This window comes from Rhodococcus sp. T2V, assembly GCF_029269925.1.
In the GTDB taxonomy this organism is placed as follows: domain Bacteria; phylum Actinomycetota; class Actinomycetes; order Mycobacteriales; family Mycobacteriaceae; genus Rhodococcus_F; species Rhodococcus_F koreensis.
In genome coordinates, this window is record NZ_JARJBD010000023.1 from 111,876 (window position 1) to 129,355 (window position 17,480).

The 17,480-nt window shown below is 67.7% G+C and carries 16 protein-coding genes; 11 read left to right on the forward strand and 5 right to left on the reverse strand.

The genetic code is table 11. The annotated features are described in order from the left end of the window. Positions 1 to 6 precede the first annotated feature (6 nt). Positions 7 to 876, forward strand: coding sequence for a helix-turn-helix transcriptional regulator (locus P3H15_RS20705; RefSeq protein ID WP_276138982.1), 870 nt, complete (start codon positions 7 to 9; stop codon positions 874 to 876). 4 nt (positions 877 to 880) lie between these two features. On the opposite strand, the gene P3H15_RS20710 is transcribed toward P3H15_RS20705, so the two are convergent. Both P3H15_RS20710 and P3H15_RS20715 read right to left on the reverse strand, forming a co-directional pair. After that, a complete protein-coding gene (locus tag P3H15_RS20710; RefSeq protein ID WP_276138983.1) occupies positions 881 to 1,600 on the reverse strand; it encodes a nitroreductase in 720 nt (239 codons plus the stop codon). A gap of 66 nt (positions 1,601 to 1,666) precedes the next feature. Beyond that, positions 1,667 to 2,845 (reverse strand): CaiB/BaiF CoA-transferase family protein, encoded by a 1,179-nt coding sequence (locus P3H15_RS20715; protein WP_276138984.1) that lies wholly within the window; start codon positions 2,843 to 2,845, stop codon positions 1,667 to 1,669. 197 nt (positions 2,846 to 3,042) lie between these two features. Here P3H15_RS20715 and P3H15_RS20720 point away from each other — a divergent pair, with 197 nt between their 5' ends. Together P3H15_RS20720 and P3H15_RS20725 are read left to right on the forward strand one after the other, a co-directional pair. Continuing rightward, the gene (locus P3H15_RS20720; protein WP_276138985.1) at positions 3,043 to 3,417 is read left to right on the forward strand and encodes a DUF2255 family protein; all 375 of its coding nucleotides are present in this window, start codon (positions 3,043 to 3,045) and stop codon (positions 3,415 to 3,417) included. Between the two features lie 27 nt (positions 3,418 to 3,444). Further along, positions 3,445 to 4,581, forward strand: coding sequence for a low temperature requirement protein A (locus P3H15_RS20725; protein ID WP_276138986.1), 1,137 nt, complete (start codon positions 3,445 to 3,447; stop codon positions 4,579 to 4,581). A 27-nt stretch (positions 4,582 to 4,608) separates the two neighbouring features. Here P3H15_RS20725 and P3H15_RS20730 read toward each other — a convergent pair whose 3' ends face one another. Continuing rightward, on the reverse strand, positions 4,609 to 5,475 hold the full coding sequence (locus P3H15_RS20730) for a helix-turn-helix domain-containing protein (protein ID WP_276138987.1): 867 nt from the start codon (positions 5,473 to 5,475) through the stop codon (positions 4,609 to 4,611). A 228-nt stretch (positions 5,476 to 5,703) separates the two neighbouring features. Between P3H15_RS20730 and P3H15_RS20735 the strand changes: the two genes are divergently transcribed. From P3H15_RS20735 to P3H15_RS20750, 4 genes are all read left to right on the forward strand, one after another. Then, positions 5,704 to 6,630 carry an alpha/beta hydrolase gene (locus P3H15_RS20735; protein ID WP_276138988.1) on the forward strand — a complete coding sequence of 309 codons (927 nt, stop codon included), beginning with the start codon at positions 5,704 to 5,706 and terminating at the stop codon, positions 6,628 to 6,630. 36 nt (positions 6,631 to 6,666) lie between these two features. Next, positions 6,667 to 7,593 carry an alpha/beta hydrolase gene (locus P3H15_RS20740; protein ID WP_276138989.1) on the forward strand — a complete coding sequence of 309 codons (927 nt, stop codon included), beginning with the start codon at positions 6,667 to 6,669 and terminating at the stop codon, positions 7,591 to 7,593. A 253-nt stretch (positions 7,594 to 7,846) separates the two neighbouring features. After that, positions 7,847 to 9,388 (forward strand): aldehyde dehydrogenase, encoded by a 1,542-nt coding sequence (locus P3H15_RS20745; protein WP_276138990.1) that lies wholly within the window; start codon positions 7,847 to 7,849, stop codon positions 9,386 to 9,388. Between the two features lie 41 nt (positions 9,389 to 9,429). Then, positions 9,430 to 10,266 (forward strand): mycofactocin-coupled SDR family oxidoreductase, encoded by an 837-nt coding sequence (locus tag P3H15_RS20750; RefSeq protein WP_276138991.1) that lies wholly within the window; start codon positions 9,430 to 9,432, stop codon positions 10,264 to 10,266. A 72-nt stretch (positions 10,267 to 10,338) separates the two neighbouring features. Here P3H15_RS20750 and P3H15_RS20755 read toward each other — a convergent pair whose 3' ends face one another. Both P3H15_RS20755 and P3H15_RS20760 read right to left on the reverse strand, forming a co-directional pair. Beyond that, on the reverse strand, positions 10,339 to 11,232 hold the full coding sequence (locus P3H15_RS20755; protein WP_276138992.1) for a CoA ester lyase: 894 nt from the start codon (positions 11,230 to 11,232) through the stop codon (positions 10,339 to 10,341). 68 nt (positions 11,233 to 11,300) lie between these two features. Then, the gene (locus P3H15_RS20760; protein WP_276138993.1) at positions 11,301 to 12,476 is read right to left on the reverse strand and encodes a CaiB/BaiF CoA-transferase family protein; all 1,176 of its coding nucleotides are present in this window, start codon (positions 12,474 to 12,476) and stop codon (positions 11,301 to 11,303) included. A gap of 265 nt (positions 12,477 to 12,741) precedes the next feature. Here P3H15_RS20760 and P3H15_RS20765 point away from each other — a divergent pair, with 265 nt between their 5' ends. From P3H15_RS20765 to P3H15_RS20780, 4 genes are read left to right on the forward strand one after another with little or no spacing between them, the layout of a single operon-like run. Then, positions 12,742 to 14,223 carry an aldehyde dehydrogenase gene (locus P3H15_RS20765; RefSeq protein ID WP_276138994.1) on the forward strand — a complete coding sequence of 494 codons (1,482 nt, stop codon included), beginning with the start codon at positions 12,742 to 12,744 and terminating at the stop codon, positions 14,221 to 14,223. A 26-nt stretch (positions 14,224 to 14,249) separates the two neighbouring features. Continuing rightward, the gene (locus P3H15_RS20770) at positions 14,250 to 15,644 is read left to right on the forward strand and encodes an MmgE/PrpD family protein (RefSeq protein WP_276138995.1); all 1,395 of its coding nucleotides are present in this window, start codon (positions 14,250 to 14,252) and stop codon (positions 15,642 to 15,644) included. Positions 15,645 to 15,687: 43 nt separating this feature from the next. Beyond that, positions 15,688 to 16,221, forward strand: a complete 534-nt coding sequence (locus P3H15_RS20775) for a cupin domain-containing protein (protein WP_276138996.1) — start codon at positions 15,688 to 15,690, stop codon at positions 16,219 to 16,221. A 37-nt stretch (positions 16,222 to 16,258) separates the two neighbouring features. Beyond that, complete coding sequence (locus P3H15_RS20780; protein WP_276138997.1) at positions 16,259 to 17,329, forward strand: zinc-binding dehydrogenase; 1,071 nt, start codon at positions 16,259 to 16,261, stop codon at positions 17,327 to 17,329. The last annotated feature ends 151 nt before the right edge of the window (positions 17,330 to 17,480 follow it).

The following is a 17,480-nucleotide window of genomic DNA, read 5'->3' on the forward strand; positions in this document are numbered from 1 at the left end:
GGATCCATGGACATCGGCAAGGACCTCAAAGAGTTCTTGATGACCCGGCGGGCGAAGATCACTCCCGAGCAGGTAGGCCTGCCGCCCGGCCGGCGACGTCGGGTGCCGGGCCTGCGGCGTGAAGAGGTCGCCCAGTTGGCCGGTGTCAGCATCGAGTACTACACCCAGATCGAACGCGGGAACGTCGCCGGAGTCTCCGACGACGTGCTGCACGCCGTCGCCCGGGCACTGCGGCTCACCGAGGAAGAAGCGGCGCACCTGTTCGACCTCGTGCGGGCCGCCGGCACCACGACGGGCGCCGCGCGGGCCCCGCGGCGGGCCGACCGGAAGATCCCCGACGGCGTGCAGGCACTGATCGACGGCATGGTCGACTCGCCGGCGGTCGTGCTGAACGGGCACCTCGACATCGTCGCCGCCAATCCGCTCGGCCACACGCTGTACGCGCCGGTCTTCGCGCGGGCGACGGGAGTGCCCAACCTCGTCCGGTTCATCTTCTTCGACCCGCACGCCGACGACGTGTTCCCGGAGTGGAACACCGCGGCCGACGACGCCGTGGCCCTGCTGCGGGTGGAGGCCGCACACTCACCCCGCTCGACTGTCGTCACCGGACTCGTCGGCGAACTCGCCACTGGGAGCGAAGAATTCCGCACCCGGTGGGCCGCCCACAACGTGAAGGCGCATCGGCACGGCGTCAAACAGTTCCGGCATCCGGACGTCGGCGACCTGTCGCTGACCTACAACGTCTTCGACATCACCGGCGCGGACGGACTGTCTCTCGTCGGGTACACCGCGGAACCGCAGTCACCGTCCGAGCAGGCTCTGCGACTGCTCGCGATCATGACTGCGACCGATACACCTTCCACGGCAACCGAATAGGGCGCTACCGGTCCTGCCAGTTCACGACCTCGTCGAGCGTCGCGCGTGCGGTCCGGTAGCTGTTCGCCGGGTGGTCGAGGTCGGCGTAGCCGAAGGAAATCCCCACCAGAATCTTGCGGTCGTCCGAGATACCGAAATGCTCACGGATGAAGGGAGACTGGCTCGCCAGAGCGGCCTGCGGGATCGTGGCGATCCCCAGGCTCCGCGCCGCGAGCAGGAGGGTGCCGAGGTAGAGCCCGGAATCCACCGCGCCGTACACGCCCTGCTCGGCGTCGGTCGTGATGATCGCGACGTGCGGGGCGCCGAACAGTCGGAAGTTCTCGAACGACTGGCGTGCGGACGCGGCGCGGTCACCGCGTTCGACTCCCACGGCCTGATACAGCTGCCACCCGCTCGCCCGGCGCCGGTCGCGGTAGACCCCGCGGTACTCCGCAGGCGGATCGAATTCGAAGGCGGCACCGTGCCCACTCGCGTACTCCGCGAGACCGTCGCGGAATCGCTCGGTTCCCGCACCGCTGGTCACGATGACCTGCCAGGGCTGTGTGTTGCACCACGACGCGGACCGCTGCGCCAGCGTGAACATTCGCTCGATGAGCGGGCGCGGAACCTCGCGCGGCTCGAACGCGCGGCAACTCCACCGTGTCGCCAGCAGGTTCTCCAGCACGGCGGACTCATCGTCGACGGGACCCACCGCGATCCCTTCGGTCGATACATCGGCAGTCATCGATTACTCACCCATCGTTGTTCGAATACGGAATATGTGCGTCCGGGGTCGGGGCACCGATCAGGCTCAGGGTTCGACGAACAGAACGTCCGCCTGCACCAGGTCGTCGATCTGCTCGGCGGAGTACACCTCCGAGGCGACGTCGCGGCTGTCGGCGCCGACCCGCGGCGCGGTGCCCGCCCGATCGGGGCGCTCGCCGGCGAACCGCCACGGCGGGCGGATGAGCGCCAGCCCGTCCTGCTGCCGTTCGACCAGTTCGAGCCATTCCACCTGCTCGTGCTCGACGAATCCGGTCATCGACAGCACCGGGGCGAACGGCACGTCCGCAGCGGAGAGGGCATCCTCCCAGTGCTGCAGCGACTGCTGCTCGAACTCGGCTTCGACGATCTTGGCCAGCTCGTGGTAGTTGGACTCCCGGGGGCGGTACTCGGCGAAGCGGGGATCCTCGGTGAGATCCATCCGGTTCATCGCCGTGCACAGCGAGCGCCAGAATTTCTGCGAGGACGACAGGTGGACCGCCAGATACTCGCCGGTGGCGGTCTTGACGCAGAAGTTCTGCGCCTGCGGATGCCTACTCTGCCTGCTCGGGTCGTATCCCAATTCGAAGGACTGCGTGATCCCGTCCGTCGCCAGAACGCTGACGGCCTCCATGATCGACGTCTCCACGTGTTGCGGCGAGCCGGTGCGCAGCCGTCCGACGAGCGCCGCGAGGACGCCGGTGGCCGTACTCAGTCCGGTGATCAGGTCCGCGCTGAGCCCGCCGGCCAGCTGGGGCCGGGCGTCGTCGCCGAACAGGGAGTAGAGACCGCCGAACGCGTGCCCGATCGTGTCGTAGGCGGGGCGGCTCGCCAGCGGACCACCCGAGCCGAACCCGGTCACCGACCCGTAGACGAGGTCGGGTCGCAGCGCGCGGCACTCGTCGGGTCCGAGGCCCAGCGCCGCCAGCTTGCCTGGCCGCAGGTTCTCGAGGACCACGTCGAAGTGCGGCACGAGGGCCTTGACCAGCGCGACGCCTTCAGGACGCTTGAGGTCGATCGACAGGCTCCGCTTTCCGGTGTTGTACTGGCGGAAGTAGGGGCTGCCGTCGTTCTGGTGGCGACGGAAGTCCTCCCCGACGACGGGCTTCTCCACCTTCACGACCTCTGCGCCGAGAGCGCACAGGATCGACGTGGCGAACGGAAGGGCGATGTAACCCCCGATCTCCAGGATGCGGATCCCGTCGAGCGGCTTGTGCTGCATGGACATGCCTCCGTGAGTTCAAGTGACAATATAATACATTATCCGTGGATCGGGTTCTGTCAAGGCCGGACCCACCTCACCCTGCCGGCCGCCGCAGTCTCGTGGGAGACCCTGGCTACAGGGGTATCAGCAGCCTCTCCTTCCCGCGCCGAAACCGCCTTAGCCTCTGATCACGGAGATCGCCGACAACAGGAGATGACGACATGGCATGGCACAGCGACCAACTCGACGCACTCGGCCACACCGAGGAAGTGCACATCAGCAGCTACCGGCGCGACGGCTCCCTGCGCCGCTGGATACCGATCTGGGTCGTGCGCGTCGCCGACGACCTCTACGTCCGGTCCGCGTTCGGCCCGGACGGCGGCTGGTACCGCAACGCGATGCGGAACAACACCGCCCGGATCAGCGCCGACGGCGTCGAGACCGACGTGACCCTGCACCTGGCCAACGACCCCGCGACGAACGCCGCGGTCGAGGCCGCGTACAAGGCCAAGTACCGCAGCCAGCCCGCCGCGCTGGAACCGATGGTCGCGAAGACCGCCGCGGAAACGACCGTCCGCCTCGACGCCGCCGGATAGGATTCGGGCGCCGAGGAGGAATCCAAGATGGTCAGGCAAGCACGCAGCACCCACCGCGAGGTCTCGCCGCTCGAGCTGTTCTTCGACCTGGTGTTCGTGCTGGCGATCGGTCAGCTCACACACCATCTCGTCGACCACCTGACCTGGCACGGCGCCGCCGAAACCCTTGTGGCACTCGTTGCGGTGTGCGGGGTCTGGGCGTTCACCACGTTCGAGGTCACGCTCCTCGACATCGAACGCACGGCCACCCGGGCCGTGACGATCACAGTGATGGGCCTCGGCCTGTTCATGAACGCGGGCATCGGGCACGCCTTCGACGAAAGTCCCTGGCTCTTCGTCGTTCCCATGCTGCTGGCACTGATCGGCCCCGCCGTCTACGCGGCGGCCACCGCCCCGACGCCCAGACTCCGCACACACTTCCTGCACGTGCTGATCTGGTTCGCGGTCTCGGCGCCGTTCTGGGTGGCCGGCGCCGCACTCGACCCGGAATGGCGCCTGTGGCTGTGGGCGGTGGCCGCGCTCGTCGATCTCGTCGGCACCTGGAGCGCGCACCCGCTGCCGGGCGGACGCACGCAGACGCAGCAACTTCCGTTCGACGCCGAGCACATGCTCGAGCGGATGCGACTGTTCCTCATCATCCTGCTGGGCGAGACGGTCCTGACCCTGGGACGCGTGATTGCCGCCCATCATCCCGACGCACTGACGCTCGCGCTGGCGGCGGGGTGCTTCGTCGCGCTCGTCTGCCTGTGGGCCGTCTACTTCGGGCGCGCCGAACAGCTCGTGGAAAGTCATATCGCCGCCACCGAGAACCCCATCCGATCCGTGCACATCGGGATCAACGTGATCTACGGCGTCGTCACCGGACTCGTCATGTTCGCCGCGGGCAGCGAGTTGGTGCTCGCCCACGCCGGCGACGACCGGGCGGGGGTCGGCGGCGTGCTGATGCTCGCGGGTCCGGCGATCTACCTGCTCTCGCACGCAATCTACTTCCGGCTCACCACCCACACCGGCTGGGTTCCGCGCGCCGTCGGCGCCGCCGTGCTCGGATCGGCCGCCGTCGCGGCGTACTGGCTGCCGTCCTACGCCGTCGTCCTCGCACTGGTCCTCATACTTCTCGCGGTGGCCGTGACCCTCACCAGGGACGCGTCGCCGAGCGAATCCTGAACTCGCCGTTGCCCTGCTTCACGAATGTCATGAATGCTGATGTGCCGAGCTGTCGGTGGCGATCCAGCTGGACAGCAGGCGGAGAGCCTCCTCTGAGGAGGAATCCGGCGCCGCGGTGAATCCGTACAGGGTGAGGCCGGTCGCGCCGGCCACCTCGAGCGCCTCGAAACGCAGCGTCAGGTCGCCGACGACCGGATGATGGAACCGCTTCGTTCCGCGCCGGTGCGCCTTGATGTCGTGTGCCGCCCAGCGAGTGCGGAACTCGTCGCTGCGGGTGGCGAGCTCGCCGACGAGACCGGTGACCGCCGCCGAATACGGCGACCGCGCCGCCTCCACCCGCAGCATCGCGACAGCGTCGTCGGCCGCGTTGTTCCAGTCGGGGAACGTCTCGTCGGCGCGGCGGTCGAGGAAGATGAACCGGGCCAGGTTGGGCGCGCCGTCCACGCGGTCGTACACGTCCGCGTACAGCGCGCGACCGAGCGCATTGGCGCCGACGATGTCGAGGTGACCGTTCTGCACGACGGCGGGAGCGGTGATCATCGCATCGACGAGCGCCTGGACCGGCTCCGGCATCTCGACGCGCGCCTTGGCGGGCTTACGCCTGCGCGGCTTCGTGGCCGCGGCGCGGACGAGGGTGAACAGGTGCTTCGTCTCCTCGTCGTCGAGTCGCAGCGCGGTCGCGATGGCGTCCAGCACCTCGTCGGACACACCCGACACACCGCCGCGTTCGATCTGTACGTAGTACTCCGCACTCACTCCGGCGAGCAGTGCGACCTCCTCGCGACGTAGCCCGGCGACCCGACGCCGGCCGCCGGCGGGCAGGCCCACCTGGTCGGGCGTGATGCGTGCGCGACGGGTCGTCAGGAAGTCCTTGATCTCCTTGGCGATCTCCATACCTGCAGCCTAGGGACCTCCGGCGGCCCGTGGGAGAGGCTGCCGGTACCCCCGATAACCGGCCTCTGGTACGGCCCCGCGGATCGCAGCAGAGTGATGAGTGCGGGTCGAGGACATCGTCCACGACGCAGTGACATCGAGCGTCCGCGACGCAGTGACATTGAGCGTCCACGACGCAGTGAGATTCAGACCGTAGGGCTCCGGCGGACGACGAAGGGAAATCAGTTCATGACCACAGAGAGGATCGAGACCGTCAGCATCACGACCCCGTACTGGGACATCGCGGCAGACATCTACTTCCCGCCAGGATTCGACAACACGAACAAATACCCGGCCATCATCAGCGCACACCCGATCGGCAGCTGCAAGGAGCAGACGTCCGGCAATGTGTACGGCACCGCCCTCGCCGACGCCGGCTACGTCGTCATCGCATTCGACGCCAGCTACCAGGGCGCCAGCGGCGGCGAACCCCGATTCATCGAAGACCCGGCGCAACGAGTCGAGGACTTCGGCTACGTCGTCGACCACCTCGTCACCCTCCCCTACGTCGACGCCGACCGCATCGGCGTACTCGGCATCTGCGGCGGCGGCGGATACTCGATCAGCGCGGCGAAGACCGACCGTCGCATCAAGGTCGTCGGCAGCGTCGTCGGCGTCAACTTCGGCCACCTGCTGCACGAGGCGTTCAGTGCCTACGACCCGATCGCGACATTGGACGCGATCGCCGCGCAGCGCACCGCCGAGGCCCGCGGCGCCGAACCGAACGTCGAGAACCTGCTGCCGCCCACCGTGGACGCGGCGGCCGGGGCGGGACTCGACGTCGTCGAGGCCACCGAGTACTACAAGACACCCCGCGGGGAGAAGCCGAACGGCGCCACCCGCAGCCTGATCTCACGACGGGCAGCGGGATACGGGTGGGACGCCTTCACCCACGCCGAAGTACTCCTCACCCAGCCGCTGTGCGTCGTCGTCGGCGACAAGCCCGGCGCCTTCGGCTCCTACCGCGACGGCCTCGAAATCTACCGCCGCGCCCGCTCCGAGAAGAAGCAACTCGTCGTCGCCCAAGGCTTCTCCCACTACGACCTCTACGACCAGCCCGAGCCCGTCAAGGTCGCCCTCGACGCCCTGATCCCGTTCTACGACACCAACCTCTGACCAAACAGCACAACCCCATCAGAAAGAGACACAGTAATGGACAGCATCACCTTCCCCAACGGCCCGATCGCCATGGCCGGCAACCTGTTTCTGCCCGACAACTTCGATCCGCAGAGTAGCTACGCGGCGGTCGTCACCGTGCACCCCGGCGGCGGTGTGAAGGAGCAGACCGCGGGTCTGTACGCCGCGAAGCTGGCCGAGGAAGGCTTCGTCGCACTCGCCTACGACGCGTCATTCCAGGGTGAGAGCGGCGGCGAACCCCACCACCTCGAGGACCCGGCAGCGCGAGTCGAGGACGTGCGCGCGGCCGTCGACTTCCTGCAGAGCCTGGACTACGTGGACGCCGAGCGGATCGGTGTTCTCGGTGTCTGCGCCGGCGGTGGATACGCCGTGAACGCGGCCCTGACCGACTACCGGATCAAGGCCGTCACCACCGTCAGCGCCGTGAACATCGGCACCTCGTTCCGACGCGGGTGGTACGGAACCGATTCCGACGCGGCCGCGGTGCCCACACTGCAGGCCGTCGCGCAGCAGCGGACCGCCGAGGCCCAGGGCGCCGACCCGGCGTACATCCCGTACGTTCCGGAACAGCCGGACGAGAGCACTCCGCGCGACCTGGTCGAGGCGCACGACTACTACCTCACCCCGCGCGCTCAGCACCCGAACGCGAAGAACAAGCAGCTGTTCACCAAGAGCATCTCGCGGATCTTCACGTTCGACGCGTTCCACCTGGTCGAGGACCTGTTCACGGCACCGCTGCTGATCGTCGCCGGTAGTGAAGCCGGTTCGCTGTGGATGTCCACCGAACTGCACAGCCGGGTCCGCAGCCCCAAGAAGCTGGTGGTCGTCGACGGCGGCGCCCACATGGACTTCTACGACGTGCCGAAGTACGTCGACCACGCCGTGGCGGAGGCGACCCCGTTCTTCCGGGAGAACCTCGCAGCTCGCGCCGGCGAGAACTGATAGCACCGGCCCGATCAAATCCGCCCGAGCTCCTGGGATCCCCAGGGGCTCGGGCGGACTCGGCTCGGGCGGTGTCAGCCGCCGGTGATTGTGTATCACCAATATCTATTGTTGTGAACGGGATCGCAGCGGCGACGAACTGAGACCGGCCTCACTCTTTGCTTCTCGGTGGCCGAGAAAGCTACTTCCGCCCGTGTCGCCTCCGGGCAAATCTCGGACCCACCAGATCGGGAGTCGAGAACGGAGTGTGCGCATGCGAGACGAAGGCCCCACGGTGACGAAGAACGGGATTCCGCACTATCGGATGTTCATCGACGGCGGGTGGGTCGACACTGCGGAGTGCTACGAGATCGTGAATCCGGCCACCGAGGACATCACGGCGACCGCGGCGAAGGCGACGACGGATCACGTCGATACCGCGGTCGCTGCCGCGCGACGCGCGTACGAGGAGGGTTCCTGGCGCCGGACACCGCCGGTCGAGCGGGCCGCCGTACTGGATAGGGCCGCAACCGCTCTCGCCGCCCGGATGGAGGAGATCGCGACGATCAGCTCCCGCGAGACCGGAATGCCGATCCGATCGGCGCTCGCGATCGCCGTGGGATTTCCGCAGATGCACCTGCAGTACTACGCCGAGCTGACCCGCACGTTCGAATGGGTACGGCCGGCACCGATTACCGGCCAGGTACTGCACAGCGGGCTCGTCAAGAAGGAACCGGTCGGAGTGTGCGCCGGAATCTGTCCGTGGAACTTCCCGGCGAGCATCGCCGTGTGGAAGTCGATCCCCGCGTTGGCGGCCGGCAACAGCGTCGTCCTGAAAGTGGACGAGAAGACTCCGAGTTTCGCCCTCGAACTGGCGGCGATACTGCGCGACGCGGGCCTCCCCGACGGTGTGCTCAACGTCGTGATCGGCGACGGTCCGACCGTCGGTGAGCACCTTGTCAAGCATCCCGATGTGCGGCTCGTGTCCTTCACCGGCTCGACCGCCACCGGCCGCCGGGTGATGGCCAACGCATCCGAGACGATCAAGCGCGTGCTGTTGGAACCCGGCGGCAAAGGACCGAACCTCGTCCTCGACGACGCCGACGTCGACCTCGCCGTCGACGGCACCATCTACGGGTTCGTTCTACACGCCGGTCAGGCCTGCGAGTCCGGCACCCGGCTGCTCCTCCCGGCCTCGATTCACGACGAGTTCGTCGACAGTCTCGTCGCGCGGTTGGAAACGCTGAAAATCGGTGACCCCCTGGATCCGTCGACCGACGTCGGCGCCGTGATGAATGCGGCGCAGCGCGAACGCATCCTCGGCTACATCGAGAGCGGCAAGACCGAAGGAGCCCGGCTCGTCCACGGCGGCGGAACACCTGCGGGTCCCGAGTTCGACCGCGGCTTCTGGGTTCAACCGACGGTGTTCACCGGCGTCACCAACGACATGCGCATCGCGCGCGAAGAGATCTTCGGACCGGTGCTGTCGATCATCGCCTACGACTCGGTGGACGAGGCCGTCAAGATCGCGAACGACACCGAATACGGCCTGGCCGCCGGCGTCTGGAGCCGGGACAACCAGCGCGCACTGGACGTCGCCGACCGACTCGAGGCCGGATCGGTGTGGATCAACGACTGGCACAACATGTCTCAGCACCTCCCGTTCGGCGGCTACAAACAGAGCGGGATCGGTCGAGAGCTCGGCCCGGACGCACTCACGGAGTTCACCCAGGACAAATCCATCACGGTCGACATGTCCGGCGATCTGAGCCGTCGCGCCTACGGCCTGGTCCTCGGGACACCGCCGAAGCACTGAACAACCGACAACCCATTCAGGACACGAGAAGGGACAGGCAGATGCCGAGACTCGAAGGAAAGGTCGCATTCGTCACGGGGGCGGCGCGCGGTCAGGGGCGGGCGGAAGCGCTTCGCCTGGCACGGGACGGAGCCGACATCATCGCCGTCGACGTCGCCGCACCCGTCGAGACCAACGTGGCTCCGCCGTCGACACCGGCGGACCTCGAAGAGACCGAGCGGGGCGTGAAGGCGCTGGGCCGCAACGTCGTCACCGCCCAGGTCGACGTGCGTGACTACGACGCCCTGAAGCATGCGCTCGACGAAGGTGTGCGGCAGCTGGGCCGGCTGGACATCGTCGTCGCCAATGCGGGGATCTGGTCGTACGGGCTCAGCGAGGAGGTCTCCGACCTCGAATGGCAGGTCACGCAGGACGTCGTCCTCAAGGGCGTGTGGCACACCGCCAAGGCCGCGATCCCGATTCTCAAGCGCCAGGGAACCGGCGGGTCGCTGATCTTCACCAGTTCGACCATGGCGATCAAGGGGATGCAGAACTTGTCGCCGTACGTCGCCGCCAAGCACGGCGTCGTCGGACTGATGAAGTCGCAGGCGCTGGAGTTGGCCCCGTTCGGGATCCGGGTCAACTGCGTCGCGCCGACATCGGTCAACACGAAGCTGATCCACAATGCGCCCACGTACGCGCTGTTCGCGCCCGACATTCCCGAGGCGGAGCGCACCCCCGACAGCGTGGCGGACCGGTTCGCCACCATCCCCGTCATGGACGTTCCGTGGGTGGAACCCGAGGACATCGCCAACGCGGTCGCATTCCTCGCGTCGGACGAGGCACGCTATGTGACCGGCCTCGAACTCAAGGTCGACGCCGGACAGACACTCAAGTAGGTGGACAATTCTCGGGGCGAAGCCTCGCATCCCGCCGGATGCGAGGCTTCGCCGCGATCGGTGCGGGACGGATCAGGCGTGGGCCATGATGGCTTCGGCCTGCGCGATGATGCCCTCGGCGGTCTTCACATGGGCGATGTCGATGTGCTGGCCCTCGAAGTCGACGGCCGCGCTACCGGCGGCCTCGGCCACCTTGAACGCCTCGATCATGCGGCGGTAGAAGTCGACCTGCTCGGGGGACGGCGTGAACACGTCGTTGGCGATGGCGATGTGCGACGGGTGGATGCACACCATGCCGCGGTAGCCGAGCTGCTTGTTGTCCAGGCAGAACTGACGGGCACCGTCGAGGTCCTTGATGTCCTGCCACACGCCGGCGACGGGATGGTGCAGGCCCGCTGCGCGGGCGGCGAGGACGAGTCGACTCCGCAGGTACAGCGTCTCCAGGCCGGCCGGGGTGAATTCGAAGCCCAGTTCGCGTCCCACGTCCGCGCTCGGACCGGTGGCGCCCAGCAGGCTGGAGATCCGCGGGGTGGCTGCGGCGATCTCTTCGCAATGCGCCATCGAGACCGCGGTCTCGTAGCTCACGATGAGTCCCACGCTGCCCGCCTCGAGCCCCTGCCGGGCCTCGATGTGCGACACCACGGCGTCGATCCGCACGAGTTCCTCGGCGTCGAAGACCTTGGGCAGGAACAGACCGGTCAGCCCCGGCCGGATCACCGCCTCGAGGTCACTGCCCTGGATCCCGGTCACGAACGCATTGGGCCGCACCCACACGTCGGCGCGAACACCCTCGGCGTGCAAACGGTCGATGGTGGCGGCGGTGACGCCACGTGCCTCGTCCTTGTCCGCGACGGGAACCGAGTCCTCCAGGTCGAGGATCAGGGCGTCGGCGCCGGAGGCCAGCCCCTTGTCGGCCCAGGAAGGCTTGTGACCGGGCACGAACAGCATGGAACGGTACGGATTCATGAACTCTCCTCAGTAGTGAGTACGGGAAACAGTGAGTACGGGAAGTAGCGGGTATGGGAAGTAGCGGGTCAGGACTCGTCGGCGTAGAGGACGCCGGACGCGAGCAGCTCGTCGATCTTCTCGGCGGGGAGCACCTCGCCCGCGACCGAACGGGTGTCGGCGCCGACCTTGGGAGCACGGTCACCGCGGTCCGGGCGCTCGCCGTCGAACGTCCACGGCGGCCGGATCAGGGCCAGGCCGTCGGGTTGCCACTCGACCAGGTCCAGGTGCTCGACCTGCTCGTGCTCGAGGTAACCGGTCATCGACAGGACCGGTGCGAACGGCACGTCGGCCTCGGTGAGGACCTTCTCCCAGTGGTCCTTCGACTTCGTGGCGAACTCCGCCTCGACGATCGGCACCAGCTCGAAGTAGTTCGACTCCCGCGGGCGGTACTCGGCGAACCGGGGGTCCTCGGCCAGGTCCATGCGGTCCATCGCGCGGCACAGCGACCGCCAGAACTTCTGCGAGGACGACAGGTGGACGGCCAGGTACTCGCCGGTCGACGTCGGGACGCAGAAGTTCTGCGCCTGCGGATGCCGGCTCGTGCGGGCGGGGTTGCTGCCGAGCTCGAAGGACTGCGTGATGCCGTCGATGGTCAGTGCGCTGACGGCCTCCATGATCGACGTCTCCATCCGCTGCGGCTGACCCGTCTTCAGCCGCCCGACGAGGGCCGCGAGAACACCGGTCGCGGTGCTCAGACCGGTGACGAGGTCCGCGCTCAGGCCACCGGCCAGCTGCGGGTGGTCGCCGTCGCTGAACAGCGAGTACAGACCGCCGAAGGCGTGGCCGATCGTGTCGTAGGCGGGACGGTTTGCCAGCGGACCACCGGCGCCGAATCCGGTGACGGACCCGTACACGATGTCGGGTCGAAGTGCGCGGCAGTCCTCGGGGCCGAGCCCCATGGCGGCCACCTTGCCCGGGCGCAGGTTCTCGAGCACCACGTCGAAGTGCGGCACCAGCGCCTTGACCAGCGCGACGCCCTCTTCCGACTTCAGGTCGACCGACAGACTGCGCTTGCCGGTGTTGTACTGCCGGAAGTAGGGGCTGGCGTCGTTCTGATGGCGCCGGAAATCTTCTCCGACCACCGGGCGCTCGACTTTGACCACCTCGGCGCCGAGGGCGCACAGCATCGACGTCCCGAACGGGAGCGCGATGTATCCCCCGATCTCGAGGATCCGAATACCGTCGAGCGGCTTGTGCTGCATGTTGCCTCGCCTTCGTCTCAACAAAACATTATATATAGTTCACGCCGGGGTCAAGCCCCACCGGATCGGGGTACCCCACCGAGGCAACTCCCAGTCGGGTGGATCACGGCAAGGCACTTCCCTGGAGCTATGCAACATTATATACTTTGCATGGTGCATGCTCACATATCGAGCAGAAGACTCCGCCCACCGGGCCGGACACTTCGGTCCCGCCTGCGATCCGGACCACTTCCACCCCCTTATCGACCAAAGAAGGAGCAGCACCGTGAGTGTGCAGACAGAAATTTGGCAGGGACAGTACGACAAGCTGTTCATCGGCGGACGGTGGGTGCAGCCGGCCACCGCGCGCACCTTCGACGTGATCTCGCCGGCCACCGAAGAGCTCGTCGCGCAGGTTCCGGAAGGCGTCGAAGAAGACACCGACGCGGCGGTGAACGCGGCACGCGAGGCGTTCGACAAGGGGCCCTGGCCCCGGATGGCACTCGACGAGCGGATTGCGGTCCTGCGGAAGCTCAGCGCGGAACTCGCCGCGCGCGAGGCCGACGCCGCCAGACTCGTCAGCGCCGAGATGGGATGCCCGATCACCCTGTCCACGAAGATGCAGTCCATCGGACCGCGCCTGCTCCTGGACTCCTTCCTGGACCTCGCCCACGCCTACCCGTGGACCGACACCCGGTCGTCCGCAACGGGCAGCGCGCTGGTGACTCGCGAACCGGTCGGGGTCGTCGCAGGCATCGTGCCGTGGAACGCCCCGCTGCTCATCACCATGATCAAACTCGCCCCGGCGCTGCTGGCGGGCTGCACCATGGTCATCAAACCCTCCCCCGAGACCCCGCTCGACGCGTACCTGCTCGCCGACATCCTCGACAAGATCGGCCTCCCCGCCGGCGTCGTGAACATCGTCCCCGCGCAGCGCGAGGCCAGCGAATACCTCGTGCGCCACCGCGGCATCGACAAGGTCTCCTTCACCGGATCGACGGCCGCGGGCCGCCGGATCGCCTCGCTCTGCGGCCAGGACCTGCGCCGCGTGACCCTCGAACTCGGCGGCAAGTCCGCCGCAGTCCTGCTCGACGACGCCGACCTCGACGCCGCAGTCGCCGCCATCCGCGCGGTCTCGCTGCGCAACAGCGGTCAGGTGTGCAGCAACAAGACCCGGATCGTGGTGGCGCGCTCGCGGCGCGACGAACTCCACGACCGGCTGGTGGACCTCATCGAGTCGATGCCCGTCGGCGACCCGTTCGACCCCGCCACGGAGATCGGCCCGATGGTCAGCGCCAATCAGCGGTCCCGCGTCGAGGGCTACATCGACGACGCCAAGGGATCCGGTGCCTCCCTGCTGGTGGGCGGCGGACGCCCCGACGGTCTCGACCGCGGCTGGTACGTCGAGCCCACGATCTTCACCGACGTCGACCCTGCCGCGAAGATCGCGCAGGAGGAGATCTTCGGCCCGGTTCTCACGGTGCACACGTTCGACACCGAGGCCGAGGCGATCGACATCGCCAACAACTCGGAGTACGGCCTCAACGGATCGGTGTTCGCCGCCGACCCCGAACACGCGCTGGCGGTGGCACGTCACATCCGCACCGGCACAATCGAAGTCAACGGAAACCCGGCGGGCTTCAGCGCCCCGATGGGCGGCTTCAAGAACAGTGGCATCGGCCGCGAGGCGGGCCTCGAGGGCTTCGACGCCTACGTCGAGCTCAAGTCCTACGGAATCCCGGGCGGCCTGCTCGGTTCGCTCTCCTGACCCAGATCTACCGAAAGGCAACACACATGGGCAACATCCCTCCCGTCGAAGAAGCTGCCGCCCGGCTCGTCACGGATCTGACCTTCGACTCCATCCCCGCCGACGCGCTCGCCGGTGCGCGACGCCTGATGCAGGACCAGCTCGCCCTCCAGGTCGGTAGTGCGTCGCTGCCCTGGAGCAAGGCACTGCTCGAGCTGACGCGCGCAGCGCACGTTCCGGGCAAAGCACACGTCGCCGCGACAGGCGACGAGATGAGCGCCGCGGACGCGGCATTCGTCAACGCCTCCTTCGGCCACGGCTTCGAATACGACGACGCCCACCGCGCCAGTTCGTCGCACCCGGGCAGCACCGTCGTCTCCGCCGCACTCGCGGTCGGCGAGGAACTCGGCGCCACGATGCGCGAGGTGATCACCGGCATCGTCGCCGGTTACGAGGTGTACACCCGCATCGGCAACCTCGCCGCACCCGAACTGCTCGAACGCGGCTTCCACCCGCACGGGTTGCTGTCGAACTTCGGCGCGGCGGCCGTCGTCGCGAAGATGCGCGGCTTCGACGTCGAGACGACCGTGCATGCCCTCGCCATCGCCCTCAGCCACGCGTCGGGCACCACCGAGTACACGTCGTCCGGTGGCTCGATCAAACGCATCCACTCCGGCATCGGCACCCGCAACGGGATCCGCGCCGCCGAGATGGCGGCCGCGGGCATCACCGGTCCGACGACGTTCCTCACCGGCGGGAAAGGCTTCTATCGCACATTCGTCGGACGCCCGGTCGCCGACGACGCCGCGGCCACGTTCGGCCTCGACAAGACGTTCGAGATCACACGCGTGTGGATCAAGCCGTACTGCTGCTGCGGCATCAACCACGCCTACATCGACGGCGCCCGCCAACTCTCGGCCCGCGTCGCGGACGTCGACTCGGTGCTGCTGGGCATCCAGACCGGCGGCGACGTGGTGATCGGCAACAAGAACGCCAACGCCTACGCGCCGAAGATCATCGAGCACCTGCAGTACAGCCTGCCGTTCCAGTTCGCACTGTCGATCCTCGGCAAGGGCAACGGATTCTCGACCCACAACGCTTACATGGCCGGCCGCCTCGACCTCGGCGAGGGCAGCGACGTCGCCGCCCTCGCCCAGAAGGTGAAGATCGAAGTGAAACCGGAACTGGACACCACGTACCCCGGTCGCTGGGTCGGCGACATCACCGTCACCTACACCGACGGCACCAGCGAGAGTCTGTTCGTCGACAACCCCACAGGCACCGCCGAGAACCCGATGTCGCAGCAGGACCTGGACGCGAAGTTCCGGGACCTGACGGTGACCGCGATGGGCACCGAGTCCAGCGAAGCCCTGCTGCAGGCCATCCAGGGCGGCGACCTCGACCAGCCCGCGTCCGACTTCGCGACCCTATTGCACGTCTGACCCCGAACGACACCCACACCAGCCCCACCACAAGGAGTGAACGATGAGCGGAGAACACCTCAACGCCCAGGCCCGCGTCGTGCTGACCGGCCTCGACGCCGACGGTAAGTCGACCTTCATCTCGGACGGCAACACCACCACCCGCACCGCCCAGCCGGGCTTCACCGTCATGGACGTCTGGCAGTTCGACAGTCTGCCCGTCGACGTACTGGCCCCGTCGACCCTGGGCGCCGACCCCGTCATCGACCCGCCGAAGAACGGCCTCGTGGTCCGCCTCGCCAGCTTCCCGCCGGACTCGGAGTTCGACGCCGAGGGCTACAAGGAGTCGCTGGACGCGTTCCACGGCGCCGACTCGCACGACGGCGACGCCAGCGAGGACGGCGGCGTCTGGCACCTGACTGACACGATCGACGTCGTCACCGTCCTCACCGGTGAACTGTGGGCCGTCACCGAGACCGGTGAGACCCTGCTGAAGCCGGGCGACACGGTCGTCAATCGCGGCATCAAGCACATCTGGAGCAACCGGACCAGCGAACCGGTCTTGATCATCGCCACCATGATGGCGGGCACCCGATGAGCGCCGTGCCGGCCATGGACCGAATGGAGACCTCCTGATGCGCGGCGTAGTCTTTCGCGGCAATCGCGAACTCGAAGTCCTCGACTTCCCCGATCCCACACCGGGACCGGGTGAGGTGGTCGTCGAAATCAAGGCGTCGGGGCTGTGCGGCAGCGACCTGAAGTTCTACCGTGACCCACCGGAGGCGGCGCTCAAAGCGCTCGGTTTCAAGGACTTCGCGTCGCGTGGTCTCGGCGAGAATCCGGCGATCATCGCCGGTCACGAACCGTGCGGCGTCGTCGCCGAGATCGGGCCGAACGTGGACCCGCGTGCGTTCACGGTCGGTGACCGCGTCATGGTGTTCCACTACAAGGGCTGCGGATTCTGCGACCTCTGCCGCACCGGCTGGACCCAGATGTGCACCCACGGCGCCACCATCTACGGCGCCACCGCGCACGGCGGTCACGCCACCTACATGGTGGTCCCGGCGGAGACCCTGGTGCCCATGCCCGAAGAGATCAGCTTCTCGGCGGGCGCCGCAATCGCTTGCGGCACAGGCACTGCCTTCGGCGCACTCCGGCGGGCGGACGTCACCGGGCGGGACACGGTCGCCGTGTTCGGGCTCGGACCCATCGGCCAATCCGCGATCCAGTTCGCCGCCGCCCTCGGTGCCGAGGTGATCGCCGTCGACATCGCCGCGGACCGCCTCGCGCGGGCCGGGGAACTCGGTGCGCACCACATCGTCGACTCCAGCACCACCGATGCGGTGGAGGCGATCCGGGAGATCACCGGCGGCCGCGGTGCGACCGTGTCGATCGAGAGTTCCGGCGCCCCGTCCGCACGCGTCGCCGGCACCCGGTGCCTCGGCCCGTGGGGCCGCATCGCCCTGGTCGGCCTCGGCGGAAACATCGAACTCGACGTGTCGCCCGACATCGTGATCAAGCAGATCTCGATCATCGGCTCCTACACGTTCTCCCACGTCGGGATGGGCGAGTGCGCCCGCTTCGTTGCGCAGCACGGCATCGACGTCGACGCGCTGTTCACCGACCGCTGGAAGATCGAGGACGCCGAAACCGCGTACAAGGAGTTCGACCAGCAGGTGCGCGGCAAGGCCGTCATCGAGTTCTGACGCTGCGGGGCCTGATGCCGCGGTGTCTGATGCTGCAGTGTTCGGCCACGGCGGGTGCCCCGCATCCGAGTGGGGGCTCGGATGCGGGGCGTCTGCGGTGGGATGGAGTTGTGTTGCGGCGCTGGGCCGGTCAGGCCGCGGCCGGGCCGGC